Source organism: Vibrio crassostreae 9ZC13, from assembly GCF_000272045.2.
GTDB lineage: Bacteria > Pseudomonadota > Gammaproteobacteria > Enterobacterales > Vibrionaceae > Vibrio > Vibrio crassostreae_C.
Genome location: NZ_AJYZ02000019.1, coordinates 379014 through 394904 on the forward strand (window position 1 = coordinate 379014; position 15891 = coordinate 394904).

The 15891-nt window shown below is 45.3% G+C and carries 12 protein-coding genes and 2 tRNA genes; 10 read left to right on the forward strand and 4 right to left on the reverse strand.

The features are described from left to right. A partial coding sequence (locus A136_RS03080; protein WP_029235217.1) for a VCBS domain-containing protein occupies positions 1-2382 on the reverse strand: 2382 nt, incomplete at its 3' end. A gap of 233 nt (positions 2383-2615) precedes the next feature. On the opposite strand from A136_RS03080, the gene A136_RS03085 reads away from it, so the two are divergent. The 5 genes from A136_RS03085 (at position 2616) to copI (ending at position 10162) form a co-directional block, all read left to right on the forward strand. Next, complete coding sequence (locus A136_RS03085; RefSeq protein ID WP_017064449.1) at positions 2616-3080, forward strand: hypothetical protein; 465 nt, start codon at positions 2616-2618, stop codon at positions 3078-3080. Between the two features lie 99 nt (positions 3081-3179). Next, the gene (locus A136_RS03090) at positions 3180-4622 is read left to right on the forward strand and encodes a TolC family protein (protein WP_017064450.1); all 1443 of its coding nucleotides are present in this window, start codon (positions 3180-3182) and stop codon (positions 4620-4622) included. 11 nt (positions 4623-4633) lie between these two features. Then, entirely contained in the window at positions 4634-6376 is a 1743-nt protein-coding gene (locus A136_RS03095; protein WP_017064451.1) for an efflux RND transporter periplasmic adaptor subunit, read from the forward strand. Beyond that, a complete protein-coding gene (locus A136_RS03100) occupies positions 6373-9516 on the forward strand; it encodes an efflux RND transporter permease subunit (protein ID WP_017064452.1) in 3144 nt (1047 codons plus the stop codon). Before A136_RS03095 ends, A136_RS03100 begins: the two co-directional genes overlap by 4 nt. 106 nt (positions 9517-9622) lie before the next feature. Continuing rightward, positions 9623-10162: a copper-resistant cuproprotein CopI gene (gene copI, locus A136_RS03105; protein ID WP_017064453.1), complete on the forward strand. Its 540-nt coding sequence runs from the start codon at positions 9623-9625 to the stop codon at positions 10160-10162. A gap of 126 nt (positions 10163-10288) precedes the next feature. On the opposite strand, the gene A136_RS03110 is transcribed toward copI, so the two are convergent. The 3 genes from A136_RS03110 to A136_RS03120 all read right to left on the reverse strand — a co-directional run bounded on the left by A136_RS03110 (position 10289) and on the right by A136_RS03120 (position 11058). After that, on the reverse strand, positions 10289-10546 hold the full coding sequence (locus A136_RS03110) for a hypothetical protein (protein WP_017064454.1): 258 nt from the start codon (positions 10544-10546) through the stop codon (positions 10289-10291). A gap of 324 nt (positions 10547-10870) precedes the next feature. Continuing rightward, a tRNA-Gly gene (locus A136_RS03115) sits at positions 10871-10945 on the reverse strand. A 38-nt stretch (positions 10946-10983) separates the two neighbouring features. Continuing rightward, positions 10984-11058: transfer RNA gene (locus A136_RS03120), tRNA-Gly, on the reverse strand. Between the two features lie 525 nt (positions 11059-11583). Between A136_RS03120 and A136_RS03125 the strand changes: the two genes are divergently transcribed. The 5 genes from A136_RS03125 (at position 11584) to A136_RS03145 (ending at position 15788) form a co-directional block, all read left to right on the forward strand. Further along, positions 11584-12747 (forward strand): threonine/serine exporter family protein, encoded by a 1164-nt coding sequence (locus tag A136_RS03125; RefSeq protein ID WP_017064455.1) that lies wholly within the window; start codon positions 11584-11586, stop codon positions 12745-12747. Between the two features lie 179 nt (positions 12748-12926). Beyond that, positions 12927-13265, forward strand: a complete 339-nt coding sequence (locus A136_RS03130) for a zinc ribbon domain-containing protein YjdM (protein ID WP_004731484.1) — start codon at positions 12927-12929, stop codon at positions 13263-13265. Between the two features lie 99 nt (positions 13266-13364). Further along, entirely contained in the window at positions 13365-13787 is a 423-nt protein-coding gene (locus A136_RS03135; RefSeq protein WP_017064457.1) for an N-acetyltransferase, read from the forward strand. 46 nt (positions 13788-13833) lie between these two features. Then, positions 13834-14229, forward strand: a complete 396-nt coding sequence (locus A136_RS03140; RefSeq protein WP_017064458.1) for a GNAT family N-acetyltransferase — start codon at positions 13834-13836, stop codon at positions 14227-14229. A 197-nt stretch (positions 14230-14426) separates the two neighbouring features. Beyond that, on the forward strand, positions 14427-15788 hold the full coding sequence (locus tag A136_RS03145; RefSeq protein ID WP_017064459.1) for a DUF1800 domain-containing protein: 1362 nt from the start codon (positions 14427-14429) through the stop codon (positions 15786-15788). The last annotated feature ends 103 nt before the right edge of the window (positions 15789-15891 follow it).

Below are 15891 nucleotides of genomic sequence, written 5' to 3' on the forward strand. Positions count from 1 at the left end.
AACAATGTCTGTATTCGAGAAGTGCGCTTCATTGGTATCGGTGTCGCTAATAGTTAATGAGCCCGTTGTTTGAAGTTGAGACTCTTCAGTTACCGCACCGGTATTGGTGCCTGCAATCACAGCAGTATCATTAGTGCCATTAACGGTAATAGTGATTTGATGTGGTGTGCCATCGGCAGAGTGAACGGTGATAGTGTCCGTCGCCGATTTACCTTGGGCTAACGCTTGCACGGTTGGATTGTTATTATCTAAATCATAGGTCCAATCACCGTTATCTTTAAGATGTAGGGTGCCTAATTGACCAACAATATCGCTATCAGAGAAGTGGGCTTCACCTGTGTCTGTGTCACTAATAGTTAATGTGCCAAATGTGGTTAATACCGTTTCTTCAGTCACTTGACCCGTATTAGTGCCTGCAATCACCGCACTGTCATTAGTGCCATTGATGGTAATAGTAACTTGATGTGGCGTGCCATCGGCAGAGTGAACGGTGATGCTGTCGGTTGCCGTTTTGCCTTGCGCTAACGCTTGCACGGTCGGATTTTGATTGTCTAAATCGTAGGTCCAATCACCGTTATCTTTAAGATGTAGGGTACCTAATGAACCAACAATGTCTGTATTCGAGAAGTGATCTTCGCCTTTATCGGTATCTGTAATAGTCAGAGTCCCAGACGTTTGTAATTGCGACTCTTCAGTTACCGCACCAGAGTTAGTGCCTGCAATCACCGCAGTGTCGTTAGTGCCATTCACGGTAATAGTAACTTGATGTGGCGTGCCATCGGCAGAGTGAACGGTGATAGTGTCCGTCGCCGTTTTACCTTGCGCTAGTGCTTGAACTGCCGTGTTTTTGTTATCTAAATCGTAGGTCCAATTACCGTTATCTTTAAGATGTAGGGTGCCTAATTGACCTGCGATATCGGTATTCGAGAAGTGATCTTCGCCTTTATCGGTATCTGTAATAGTCAGAGTCCCAGACGTTTTCAGTTGCGACTCTTCAGTTACCGCCCCTGAATTTGTACCTGAAATAACAGCAGTATCATTAGTGCCATTAACGGTAATAGTGACTTGATGTGGTGTGCCATCGGCAGAGTGAACAGTGACGATGTCTGTCGCAGTTGAACCTTGGCCAAGTCTTTGAACTACTGGGTTATTGTTGTCTAAACTGTATGTCCACGCACCGTCTTTGGTGATGCTTAGCGTACCGAAATTACTAGTCACTTGTGAGGCTTGAAAGTGGTCCTCTCCAAGATCAGAGTCCGTTACCGAAAGCTGCCCTTGAACTTGTGTCGTTAAATCTTCAGTTAACGTGCCAGCATCCACACCCGTAATTACGGCATTGTCGTCGTTTCCGCCAATCGTCATATCGATCGTTTGCGGTGTGCCATCTTTGGTGTGAATTGTGAAACTTTCATGCAGTGAAGTGGCTGCGGTTAAAGCTTGAACATTAGAGAGCGAGTTATCAACTTGATACTGCCAATGTCCATCAGCATCGATAGTTAATGAACCATATTTACCTGAGATAACTTCCGGCGTAACCGAACTTTCATTTTGGTCAGGGTCTATGACATCGATTTTGCCGTTCGCATGTAACAAGCCTTGTGAATCAATATTGTGATCTTCTGTTACCACACCTGTTAAGTCCCCAGAAATATTTGGCGTGTCTTGCTTACCTGTTACCGGTATCTGAACAATGATGCTCGAGCCGTTAGATAGATGCAACAAGAAATGGTCAGTGCCTTGTTGGTGCTGATTCAACAGGATGTATTGAGGGGATTTTGGGTTCAATACAAATGTGTATTGACCATTTGCATCAACATGAAGCTCTCCGTACGTACCTTTTATGACTTCTGGCATAAAGGTGACAGGTAAAGCGGGCGTCGTAGACGCATTCGAATGAGTCGGCTGACCGTTACTCCCTGAGGAGATAGTCGGCATCGATACCGAAGGAATGTAATGGACTTGCGGGTGAGAAAGCGTCGACAAATGATGAGAAGGAACCAAGTGAGAGCTCGAACCATGGGCGGCATGACTTGCACTTAAGGTGGAGTTTACGTCGCTGTCACTCGTCTGAGCTTCTTGGAGAGCAACCGCTGATGAGTCCACCTTGCTATGGTCATCGGTGACATCTTTTTCGGTCACGTTATTTGCGGTTACTTGATCTGCAGCGTCGCTGGAATTGTCTATACTTTCTGCAGCAGCGTGTTTAGCCAATGATGGCAAAATCATCATGAGTGACTGAAAAAGTGGGATATTCACTTTTAGATGTGAATGCAGTCTGCGCTTCTTTTTTTGTGTTGGTTTCTTTTGTTCTATCTCGTTACTTTTCTTATTTTTGATTTCTGTATTTTTCTTGTTTGCTTTGACGTTTTTTTTGTTAGCCATTTTTATCATCCGTGAATCGTGGTTGCACTGTCTTAAGTAAAATACACAGATAGAGGTTTCGCTAGCTAATTGGATAATTTTTAAAGAAAAAACTGCAAAGTCGAAGAATTATCTCATTTTGATGAAAGAGAGGATGAATACTTTTTCAACGGTCAGGTAAATATCGGCACAATGGCATTGACCTTACCCTAAGGGGAACGTTTACAGTTGCGTTGTAAATTCAAAGGTAAGCTATGACAAACACATTCCGAAAAACTTGGATTATTGTTTTCAGCATCATTGCGATGTTGATGTCTAGCTATGCCTCAAGCTCCTCAGCCTTGATGACTGAAGTAATGATGATGGAAATGGGGTCGAGCAAGTCGGCTTGTTACCACAGCGATACTTCGGTTAATGATTCAATGGCAGGGTGTCATGTGATGAGTGAAGAAGTACACGCTGAAGACTCTAACATGAGTGCCCATGCTTTGATGGCTCAATGCGATATGTCTTCAATGAGCGAAGACGGTAGCTCGATGATGGGTAACCATTGTTCGAGTGTCGATTGCTGTGCCTCAATGTGTTCTGCAAGTCCCTATCCAATTCAGGCTGTTCAAGCCGTTGATCAACTTTCCTTTTCATTAGCTCGTTTTCAATCGGTCACGATTGGCCAGAAAGTCGCACGCGCTCAATCTTTGCTACGCCCACCTTCCGCATAAATCTATATCTAAAAATACAGCTCTATCAGTTAGATAAATCTGATAAGCCATTCTTTTTTATGCGCTAATTAGCGTTAGATATGGACATTCATTGTGAATATGAAACCAACAACCTCTGTGTTTGTCATGAACACGAGCTTAGTGGTTGCTGCTACCTTGCCTATGGCCTTGTTTTCAAGTGCTACGCTCGCGGCTACCACGGCGTCAGCTTCAAGTGCTCAACACATTTCAGCACATGACCAAGCAAGCTCGACGCAGCAACTCAATACACTGATTGAGATTGCTTTAAGCGAAGATGGAAATCGCAAACAGTACTTTGCTCAGTCTCAAGCGATGCGAGAAACGGGCATTGCCAGCTCGACCTTAATGGACCCGAAATTGAAAGTTGGATTTGGCGGTTTGCCTGTCGATAGCTTTCAATTCGACGAAGACCCGATGACCAATATATCGGTAGGGCTGATGCAGCAGTTTGAGCGTGGCGATACGCTTAACCTCCAACAGAAAAAGGCAGGCCAACAGGCAGATGCTTTAGCTTTGCAGGTGCACGCAAGAGAATTGACGGTTGCTAATAGCATGACGCAGCTTTGGCTTGAGTTGGGTTATCAGCAAAAGGCTGAGTCGGTGATTCGTCAAAATCGTCGTTTGTTGGTTGAGCTTGAAAACTATGTACAAACCAATTACTCGATTGGTAAAAGCGAAGCGCAAGATCTGCTTAATGCTCAGCTCCAAGTGAGCAAGCTTGATGAGAAACTTCAGGCAAACCAGCAGGTTCAGCGTCGTCTAATCTCTCAGCTTTCTGAATGGTTGGGTTCTGATTGGCTAGGCTCTCAGGTTCTTGATTCTCAGGGCACACTGAATGCAACTAACCAAATCGATTGGTCGTTGTTGGAAAGCAAATTAGCGACCAATATCGATTCAACCAAGCACTACCAGCTACTGACTGACCATCCTTTGATTAAGATCTCCGATGTCAGTATTTCCTCCAATCAAACTCAGGTTGAGTTAGCCGAGCAAGCTTATACCCCGCAGTTTGGGGTGGAAGTGATGTATGCACACCGTCAAGCCAATAACATGGCAGGTGAACCTGCTTCTGATCTGGTGAGTGCCTATCTGACTGTCGACATCCCGCTGTTTACGGGGAATCGACAAGATAAGAACTTATCGGCTGCTCAGTATCAAGTTGGTGCGGCCAAATCTCAAAAAGACACCTTACTTTCCCAAATGAACGCGCAAGTGAACGCATTGCTGGTGGACAGATCAAATCTGATCCAGCGATTAGATCGCTATCAAACGTCCTTGCTTCCTCAAACCGCAGCCCGAATCAGCGCGGTTGAGAGGGGCTATCAAAACAATACCGCCCAGTTTAACGACGTCATTTCAGCAACGACCGATGAGCTGGCGCTTCAGTTAGAGCAACAACGTTTGATCACCGACCTCAACATCGTTAACAGCAAACTGGCGGCGTTAGTCAGTGGCTTTGAATACCAAGTAAACCAACCACAACTCAGCTCAAGCGCAACTAAACACACAGCCAATCAATAAGGGAATAGACAATGAGTACAGTAAAAGTAGCAACAATCGCTTTATTGGTCGGTGGTGCATTGGGTTTTGGTGTGAACCATTTTCTAATTAATCCAACACATAACATGTCAGCAATGGCAACGAGTACAGGCGCAGATGTAAGTAAACAGGCCAGCGATGAGCCTTTGTATTGGGTAGCTCCGATGGACCCAAATTATCAGCGTGATAAGCCGGGCCAGTCGCCAATGGGGATGGATCTTATCCCTGTGTATGCAGACGATGTGAACGGCGGAGCTAAAGATAAGCCCGGAACCGTGTTTATTGATTCTTCCGTGGAAAATAACCTTGGTGTGAAAACCGCACAAGTCACACGAGAAGCGCTATCACCGCGCATTGAAACCGTGGGTTATGTGGCGTTCGATGAAAGTACATTGTGGCAAACCAACGTAAGAGCAGCTGGTTGGGTTGAGAAGCTCTACATCAACGCAGTGGGTGAGAAGGTAAACAAAGGTGATGTACTTTTCACACTCTATTCTCCAGAGCTTGTTAAAGCACAAGAAGAGTTGATCAGTGCTTATAAAACGGGTCGTAAAGGTTTGATCAAGGGCTCGACTGAACGCTTGGTCACCCTAGGTGTAGATAAAGCGCAGATACGATCCATCGCTCGTAAAGGGAAAGCCTCGCAAACCATCGAAATCAAAGCGCCTGCGGATGGTGTCATCGCTAGCCTGAATATTCGAGAAGGTGGTTATCTTTCACCTGCACAAGCGGTGATCAGTGCTGGCCCATTAGGCGAGGTATGGGTTGATGCTGAGGTGTTTGAGCGCCAAGCACACTGGATCTCATCAGGCAGCAATGCCGAAATGACACTGGATGCGATTCCCGGTAAGGAGTGGCAGGGCAACGTCGATTATGTCTACCCAATTCTGGACCCGAAAACTCGAACCTTGCGCGTTCGTTTGAAGTTCTCCAATCCCCATGGCGAGCTTAAGCCAAATATGTTTGCAAATATTGCGCTGAAACCCATTAGTGATGAAGCGGTTCTTACTATCCCAAGATCTTCGGTGATTCACTCCGGTGGTATGACTCGAGTGGTGATGTCAGAAGGTTCTGGCAAGTATCGCTCTGCTCGTATTGAGGTTGGTCGTGAAACTGGCGAAAAAATAGAGGTGCTTCAAGGGCTAGAACAAGGCGAAAACATTGTCACTTCTGCGCATTTCATGTTGGATTCTGAATCGAGCCAATCTGCTGATCTGTCACGCATCAATGGTGTTGAGGAAGAAGCTGAAACCGTGTGGGCAAATGGCGAAATTTCCGATGTTATGCAAGGCAGTCGCATGGTGACGATTAACCATCAGCCTGTTCCTGAATGGGATTGGCCGGGCATGGTGATGAATTTCACCTTTGCGGAAGGCTTAGACATGAGTGACGTGAAACGTGGTAAGGCGATTGATTTTGAGATGAGAAAGACAGAGTCAGGGCAGTACGAGGTTGTTGATTACAAGGTCAACAAACACAAGATCGCCGGCGAAGTTTGGGTAACGGGTGACATCACCATGTTGATGGCAGATTTTGGCATGATCACTGTAAAACATCAGCCAGTCCCTGAGTGGAATTGGAAAGCGGGTGAAATGAATTTCCAAGCCAGTGATGACCTTGATTTATCTGAGTTTGCCGAGGGTCAAACCATTCGGTTTCTAGTGGCGAAGCAAGGTTCTGATTATGTGCTCAAATCTCTCGAACCGACGAATAGCACGGGTGAGGGCGAACTATGATCAATGCAATTATTCGCTGGTCTATTAGCAACCGTTTCTTAGTGCTGGTTGCCACTGTCGCCATCGTATTTGGCGGTTTATACAGCGTTAAAAATACACCGGTCGATGCCATTCCAGATTTATCAGATGTTCAGGTAATTATCAAAACCAGTTATCCGGGGCAAGCGCCACAAGTGGTCGAGGATCAGGTGACTTATCCATTGACCACCGCCATGTTAGCCGTACCGGGTGCTGAAACGGTTCGTGGTTACTCGTTCTTTGGTGATTCCTATGTCTATATCATCTTCAATGACGATACCGATATGTACTGGGCGCGTTCACGAGTGTTGGAGTACTTAAGCCAAGTTGCACCTAACTTGCCATCGAGTGCTAAGCCAACACTAGGGCCAGATGCAACTGGTGTGGGCTGGGTTTACAGCTACGTGTTGCAAGATAAAACCGGTCAGCACGACTTAGCGGAACTTCGTAGCTTGCAAGATTGGTTCTTGAAGTATGAATTGCAAACCGTAGAAGGCGTGTCTGAAGTGGCGACCGTTGGCGGCATGGTGAAGCAGTATCAAGTACAGATTGATCCTGCCAAGTTACGTGCTTACGACCTAACGCTTCAGCAAGTCAACAAGGCAATCCAAGATGGTAACCAAGAAACCGGTGCGTCTGTTGTTGAGATTGCCGAAGCCGAGCACATGGTTCGTACGACCGGTTACCTGACAAGCATCGAAGATATTCAATCTCTGCCGCTAAAAGTGACCGACAAAGGCACACCGCTGCTATTAGGTGACATTGCTGACATTAATCTTGGCCCGCAAATGCGTCGCGGTATCTCTGAACTCAATGGTGAGGGTGAAGCGGTTGGCGGCGTTATTGTGATGCGCTTTGGTGAAAATGCCAGTGAAGTGATCGACTCGGTGAAATCCAAGCTCGCTGAACTGCAAGCTGGCTTACCTGATGATGTCGAGATTGTCGCAACTTATGACCGTTCTACTTTGATTGATTCAGCCGTTGAAAACCTTTGGAAGAAGCTGGCTGAAGAGTTCATCGTGGTCGCCGTCGTGTGTGCGCTGTTCTTGTTCCATATCCGATCATCACTGGTTATCGCGCTAAGTCTGCCTGTCGGTATCTTAGGCGCATTCATCGTTATGCATTGGCAGGGTATTAACGCCAACATTATGTCTCTTGGCGGGATCGCGATTGCGATTGGCGCCATGGTGGATGGTGCCATCGTGATGATCGAGAACGTTCATAAACACATTGAACGGACTCCGCTCACTGACAAAAACCGTTGGCAAGTGATTGGTAAGGCAGCAGAAGAAGTTGGCGCGCCGCTATTCTTCTCTCTGATTATCATTACCTTGAGTTTTGTGCCTGTGTTCGCGCTAGAAGGGCAAGAGGGCAAGATGTTCTCGCCACTTGCGTTTACCAAGACGTATGCGATGGCGGCAGCGGCGGGTTTGGCTATCACGCTTGTGCCTGTGCTAATGGGTTACTTCATTCGCGGCAACGTGCTACCTGAACACAAAAACCCAGTCAACCGCAGCCTAGTGGCGATGTACAAACCGCTTCTGAACCTCAGCCTAAAATATCCAAAGGTGATGATTGTTATTGCACTTGGCTTAATGGCGTCTGCTTATTACCCAACCAGTAAGCTTGGCAGCGAGTTCATCCCTCCTTTGGACGAAGGGGATTTGATGTACATGCCAACCACGTATCCGGGTATCTCAATAGGTAAGGCTCGTGAGTTGTTGCAACAAACCAACAAGCTCATCAAAACCATTCCAGAAGTCGAAACCACTTGGGGCAAAATTGGCCGAGCAGAGACAGCAACCGATCCTGCGCCACTGACTATGATTGAAACGGTTATTCAGCTTAAACCGCGAGAACAGTGGCGTGACGGTGTCACTACGGAGTCTCTGCGTAAAGAGTTTGATGATCTGATTCAATTCCCCGGTTTGACCAATGCTTGGGTCATGCCAATCAAAACGCGTATCGACATGTTGGCGACCGGTATCAAAACGCCAATTGGTATCAAAATCGCAGGCCCAGATCTGCGCGTGATTGAGGATATTGGCTCTCAACTTGAACCCATCCTCAACAGCGTCAGTGGTACGGCTTCTGTCTACGCTGAGCGTGTTGCGGGTGGTCGTTATGTGACGATAGACATCAAACGTCGTTCTGCTGCGCGATATGGCTTGAGCATTAAAGAAGTGCAACAGGTTATCTCGACTGCGGTTGGTGGCATGAACGTGGGCGAAACCGTTGAGGGGCTAGAGCGTTATCCAATCAATGTCCGTTACCCACAAAGCTATCGTGATTCTGTCGTTAAGCTGCAGAACCTGCCGTTAGTGACACCAAATGGAGCGCGAATTGCTTTGTCTGATGTTGCAGATATTCGCTATGAAGATGGACCACCAATGATTAAGACGGAGAACGCGCGTCCTAATGGCTGGGTGTTCGTTGACATCGAAGGGCGCGACCTTGGTTCTTATGTGGCAGAGGCGCAAAAAGTCGTTACAGATCAAATCGTCTTGCCTGCCGGATATTCACTGGCATGGTCTGGTCAATACGAATACATGGAGCGCGCCAAAGAGCGTTTAAGTGTCGTTGTGCCAATTACCATCGCCATCATCATGTTATTGCTCTACCTCAGCTTCCGCCGTGTCGGTGAGGTGATGATGATCATGCTGACATTGCCACTCGCAATGGTGGGTGGTTTATGGCTAATGCATATCCTCAATTACAACTTCTCCATTGCAGTAGGGGTGGGCTTTATCGCCCTTGCCGGGGTTGCTGTTGAGATAGGTGTGATCATGTTGGTCTACCTAAACCAAGCATGGCACTACAAGAAATTGGATGCAGAGCAGAACCAGCAAGCACTTCAGAGTGAAGACTTAACGGATGCGATTCGAGAGGGCGCAGGACTGCGTGTTCGCCCAGTGATGATGACGGTACTTACTGTGATTATTGGCCTCATTCCAATTATGTATGGCGAGGGAACGGGCTCTGAAGTGATGCAAAGAATCGCTGCACCAATGATAGGCGGAATGGCGTCTGCACTGTTGCTTACCCTTCTGGTGTTGCCTGCAATCTTTAAGCTCTGGAAACAGCGTGAGATTACGCATAGCCAAAACGAAACAAACAAATAACGTATTGATTATTAGCCCTTACTTACCAAAACAGAGTGGGTAAGGGCCTACCACATAAACATGTGAAACTAACAAATAAATAACTGAATTTATCTAAGGAACGATCATGAAAAAGACACTTATTGCGATTGCACTGACGTTAACTACTGCAACGGCTTTTGCTGAAATGGACCACTCAGCTGTTGACCATTCAAGTAAAGATCATTCAGGCATGGAACACTCAATGATGAAAAATGAAGAGATGGACCATTCGATGATGAATATGGAAGGCATGTCTGAAGTGGGTATGCCTGCGACAGGCGCAAAACCGGATAAAGTGGTTCATGTCCTGCTAAGTGATGATATGAAAATCACATTTAAAAACAAGGTCGATATAGAGCCAAATGACGTAGTGCAGTTTGTTGTGATGAATACAGGCAAGATTGATCACGAATTCTCGATTGGTTCTGCCTCAGAGCAGCTAGAGCATCGTGAAATGATGAAAAAAATGGGTAATCACGCTCATGACTCGGGCAGTACAGTCACGGTTAAGCCGGGCAAAGCGAAGCAATTGCTGTGGCATTTCCATGGTGATAATAACGTAGAGTTAGCGTGCAATATCCCTGGTCACGCTGAAGCGGGTATGGTGAAGTCGTTAACGCTTTAGACGTTAATCAATAGCGCTTTGTTGAATTAGAAATTCAATGAGGGCTAGAAAATTAAAGATAAGTCTTAACTTATACCTAAAGCGCTTTGCTGTGAGGGATTCGCTGAGGCTTATCTTTATTTATAGTCACTGTAGCAAGATAGAAGTTTCAAGCAGATGGTGTGCTTCGCCGCTCAGATGCGGTAGCTCTGCCATGATCTTTTTAAACTTGTCATCGATTGACTCTGCTTCATTCAGCGATCGAAAAGCCAGTACAGCCTGTTCAGGCTCGCTGTTCACATAACCTTTCAATGTATCTAGCTGAATTTTATTGGCATTTTCAACTTTTGCTAACGCGACATTAATTGCTTCGATGTTAATTGTTAACTCATTGATTTCAAACATTTTTATTATTTGTGGGTTGTTGCTAATGCGCGCACATTACCACAATGATTTTTGCAGATATTGACCAAGATTATTAAATTGGAACAATTTTGAAAATCATTAAAAGCTGAACTTCAATGTGTGATTTGGATAGGTGTCAGAAATACGAAGCAATTTAAGGAGTTAATAGCTTTGGTTGGTCACTTAGCGTTGATTCGTCAATCTAAGCTTAAATAAAATAAGTTTAGTCAGTATAGATTTAATGATTATGGACTTAGCAAACGGCGAAAATTTTTGAATAGGGTGTCGCTGGAAGAAAGTGCGTAATGAAGCTTAAGGAGAAGTTGGAGCGTGCAGCGGGAATCGAACCCGCATCATCAGCTTGGAAGGCTGAGGTAATAGCCATTATACGATGCACGCACACTGTCTTATGAGTCAGACTGAGGCGTTAAGAGACTTGGAGCGTGCAGCGGGAATCGAACCCGCATCATCAGCTTGGAAGGCTGAGGTAATAGCCATTATACGATGCACGCACATCGTCTTAACGAGTTTGATAATGCCACATCTAACTGAAAACGAAACCTTTTTCTTTCATTTTTATTCTAAGTGCTCGCATAACCACCACTCCGCTAGTTTTTCCATCATGTTCGGCGCTTTCAGAGTGAATAAAACGTGACTAAAATCTCGTTAAAAGGAGGGCGAGAAATATTAGTAGATGTCATGCTGCTTTTTGCGATAAATCCGAGTCAATTTATAAACACGCTTTAGTGGTGCTTAGTTGTCATAAATCTCATGAAAATTAAGGAATTTGGAGTGTTAACATAAACTGATTTTTATTTGTGTTTTGGCGTCCACTAATAACAATCTGAATGCATAAATTTAACTTATCAGCCTGTCAAAACATTCAGTAAACTAATCCCAAATGAGTAGAGTTATAGGCACTTATAAGCCTTTGCAGAAAAAAGTAACGAGTTCAGTTGATAATTCACGCAAAAGTCTCGTCATTCCGTCTATCGTTTGGTACATTTGCCGCACATTTTGTCTCCCCTAAAATTCCCATGCCTTCTCAGTTCCGAATTAACAAAATTGTTGAAATTGGTGACACTCTTCACCGCAGTGGCTGTGCTCCTTACAAGCTAGAGAAATACACTCAATTCTATGCAAAAAAGCATGGTGTGGATGTGATGATCCAAGCAACGCCAACTGCGATTAACTATCAATTTCCAGACGATAACAACGCCGTTATTCTTAAGCGTCTAAAGCCTGCGTCAATTAACCTGAGTTTGTTGGCCAATACGATCATTCGCATTAACCAGCCAAGCAGTGAGCCTGTACCAGAACCTGTCGGTTACTCAAAATTTGTGACTGCACTTGCCAATATGGGTATTCCGCCTGCTTATTTGATGCTGGTGGGCAGTACGTTGGAAGCGGTGGGCTTTTCTGCGTTATTGGGTTTGATGGTGTGGGTATGTCAGCAAGTTCTTCATTCACGTCGTGCTATCGCGGTTGAGTTCATCTCGGCACTGCTAACCGGTATCTTCGTGGCGTTTCTGGCGAGCACAGGGTTGCCGATTCCGGTGTGGGCGTTGTGTATCGCCTCGATTGTCTTGTTTGTCCCCGGGTTATCCATAGCTAACGCATTAGAATGTTTGGCGTTTAATGACTTGGTTTCTGGTACCAGCTTGCTAGGGCAGAGCGCCTTAATCCTGATTAAGCTGTTTGTCGGGATTATCATGGGGCTCAACATCGGTGAAGCGATATGGGGACAAGCGGTCTCCATCGACTATACCAACGCGGTACCGATGTGGATGCACATATCTGGCTTGGTGCTGATCTCTGTGTCTATCGGTGTGATGTTCAATGCTCGCCCTAAAGACATCTTACTTGGTTTGCCAGTTGCCGTTCTCGGTATGTGGGGCCCATTCTATCTAGGTTTTGATAGTGGTTGGGTTGTCGGCACTTGGGTGACGACGGTTCTTATTACTTTGTACGGAACTTGGATTGCCAAGAAGATGGAGCTCACGGGTTCTATTTATATCGTGCAAGGGATCATCATCTTGGTTCCGGGTAGCCGAGTATTAGTGAGTGCCAGCCAGTCGGTGTTTGAACAATCGATTTTGCCTATCCCGAGTATTGGTTTATCGGCGTTATTCATGTTCTCGGCAATCGTGGCAGGGCAAATTACCGCTTACTCGATTTACTCACCAAAAGTCGAACGTTAAGCCGTTCCGCTTTTTAAACCTTTAAACAAACACAGCTTAGCGGCTGTGTTTGTTCGTTTTAGGTGCTGCTCTTTTTTGAAGACAATTAGCTCTCCGTAAAACTTGTTAGATTTATGCTCGCTAAGCCTGACAAGAGCCATTAAAATGGAACAAATTCTATTTAAATTAAGTATTAACGTATGTCTCTACCTCCTTGCCCGCAATGCCAATCTGAATATGTTTACCCAGACCAAAACAACCTAATCTGCCCTGAGTGCGCCTACGAATGGAACCCAGAAGAAGAGCGTTTAGAAAGAGAAGCCGCGCGTGTTAAGGACGTGAATGGCGTTGTATTGGAAAGTGGCGATAAAGTTACCTTCATTAAAGATCTAAAAATTAAAGGCAGTTCTAGCGTATTGAAAATTGGTACTAAAGCTGTGATTCGACGCATCAATGAAGGCAAAGATCACCAACTAGATTGCAAGCTGGATGGTGGCGGTGAAATGCTGGTTACGGCGAAGTACGTTAAGAAGCAGTAACCATTGTTTCAAATAATTGTCGTAAATCTTCAATAAGTTTAAGTCGCTTCTCGACATACTGATTCGCATATTAAAACGCAATAATTTTAGAGAATTAAGATGATTAGAGAGTACAACCCAGCTGATATTGAGGTCGTTTTAGATATTTGGTTAACCGCCTCGATCAAGGCGCATGACTTTGTGGCTCCTGAGTTCTGGGAGTCTCAAGTAGGTAATATGCGCGACATATACATTCCTGCATCAATAACTTACGTGTATCAAGTAGACGGTGAGGTTTGTGGCTTTTATTCGTTTTATGAAGGTATCTTAGCGGCGATATTTGTGAGCCCACAGCATCAAGGCTGTGGTGTTGGTAAGCAACTTATCCAACACGCGAAGCTTGAATGCCCGAATCTGTCTTTGAATGTGTATAAAGAGAACCAAGCGACCATTGAGTTCTACTTGTCTCAAGGTTTCTCTATTGTGAGCGAACAAACTGATGAGCACACAGGACATCAAGAATACACCATGCACTTATCTTAAGCTTGATAACTAAACCCGGTAGAAAAGTAACAGGAATCAACATCATATGGACATGGTTAAAGCTGCTCTTTCGCATTCAACAAGAGCTGCTCAGTCATCAGATTATGAATTTCTGTTCGAGCTAAAAAAGGCGGCTGAATATGAGCCAATCAAGGCTGTTTTTGGCTGGGATGACCAAATTCAACGAGACATACACGCCGAAGAGTGGACAGAGGAAAGGCCTGAAATCATTGAGTATCAGGGCAAAGCGATTGGCAGTGTGTTGCTGCAAGATAAAGGTGACCACTTCTACTTTTGCCGATTTTTCTTGCTGCCTGAATATCATGGTAAGGGTATTGGAAGCCAAGTTTTGACTGATTGTTTAGCTCACGCAGACAAGCTCAGTAAGCCAGTAGAGCTGTGTTATTTGCAAGGTAATCGAGTTGGGGAGTTGTATCTCTGATTTGGTTTTGAAATCACCTCGCAAAACGATCAGTTTGTGTATATGTGGCGCAAGTAGATATACATTTAAAATGATCACACCGTGTCTGTAACTTGATAGGCACCTGACACCCATCTAACGTAAAACCTTGTAAAGCTCCCTATGCTTGATGACTAAGCGATTACACTTAGAAAAGATCGAGCGTAAGGGAGTGTGCAATGAATTATTACCCGACTTCAAAAATCGTGGGTGAACAAAGGTTTGGCTTTGGGCCAAAACTAGGTCAAACAACCTATTATTCTCCTGTAGAACAGTTGGATAAAAAGCCATTCGTTCACCAAGCTATACAAGACTTACCGAGTACTGAATCTACTCTGATTAAAGTAGGAGAGAATCGTGTACAACGAATGAAGGCCAAGGGTGACGAACAACAGATGCAAGCCACGAAGAAAGAAGCGCAGTCTTTTCTTCGAACGCAGTATCGACAACAAGCTCAAGCTCGCCACCTACAAAGTGTTGAAACTCCTTATGGTTTTCAAGAGCGCATCATTCAGTTTTGGAGCAATCACTTCGCCATCTCGGTCGATAATCGAAAACTGATGCCCTTGGCCGCCTGCATTGAAAACGATGTGGTTCGCCAGCATTGGAATGGTAACTTTGGCGAGATGCTGATGGCTTCTTCTAAACATCCTGCGATGCTTCTGTATCTCGACAATCAACTCTCGATTGGTCCCAATTCAAAAGTCGGAAAGCGCCGTAATAAGGGGCTCAATGAGAACCTCGCTCGTGAGATCTTAGAACTCCACACTCTTGGCGTTGACGGTTCTTACACTCAGCAAGACGTCATTGCCTTAGCAAAAGCGATTTCAGGCTGGGGCATTAAATTCAAATCTCCTGATGCTGGGTTTCGATTTGCTAATAACCTGCATGAGCCAGGAAGTATCACACTGCTTGGAAAGGCTTATTCTCAATCCGGCGTCTCGCAAGGAGAGTCGTGTTTAAAAACCTTAGCGACCCACAAAGACACTGCTGCGTACTTGGTTGGTAAGCTGTGCCAGCATTTCATTGGCGACATACCTAAAGAACTCTCAGAGCAAATGGTTGCTGAATATCTGAGAGGCGAGGGGAATTTACTGCCTGTTTATCGCTTGTTATTGAACAGTGCTGAGGCGAGTAAACCTAACCCTAATCGTTTTAGACCGCCGAAGGAGTGGCTGTTTGCCGTTCTTCGTAGTGCCGATATTTCTTTAAACGAGAAACAGGCATTCAATGCACTCAACAATTTAGGGCAGCCTCCTTTTAAACCGGGTTCACCTGCAGGCTGGTCGGATCAAGACAGAGACTACAATAGCCCTTCGGCGTTGACTCAACGTATGCAAGTTGCGAATAGGCTTGCGTCTGCTGCAATAAAATCGGCTAAAGCGTCAGGAGTTAAGCCGAAAGCGGTAGTGGATAAAGTGATCGCGGGTTTATATGGCGATGCTATTGATGAACACACCCAAATTGTATTGAACAAAGCCGACAGCGCTGCAATGCAACTTTCCCTGTTGTGGCTAAGTCCGCAGTTTCAATATCGTTAGGAGTGGGTATGAAAAAGTCAGATTGTTCTCAGAATAAAGCGCCACATAGTATTAACCGCCGCCAGTTCATGGGTATTGCGGCGGCTGTTGGCGTCAGTGCGAT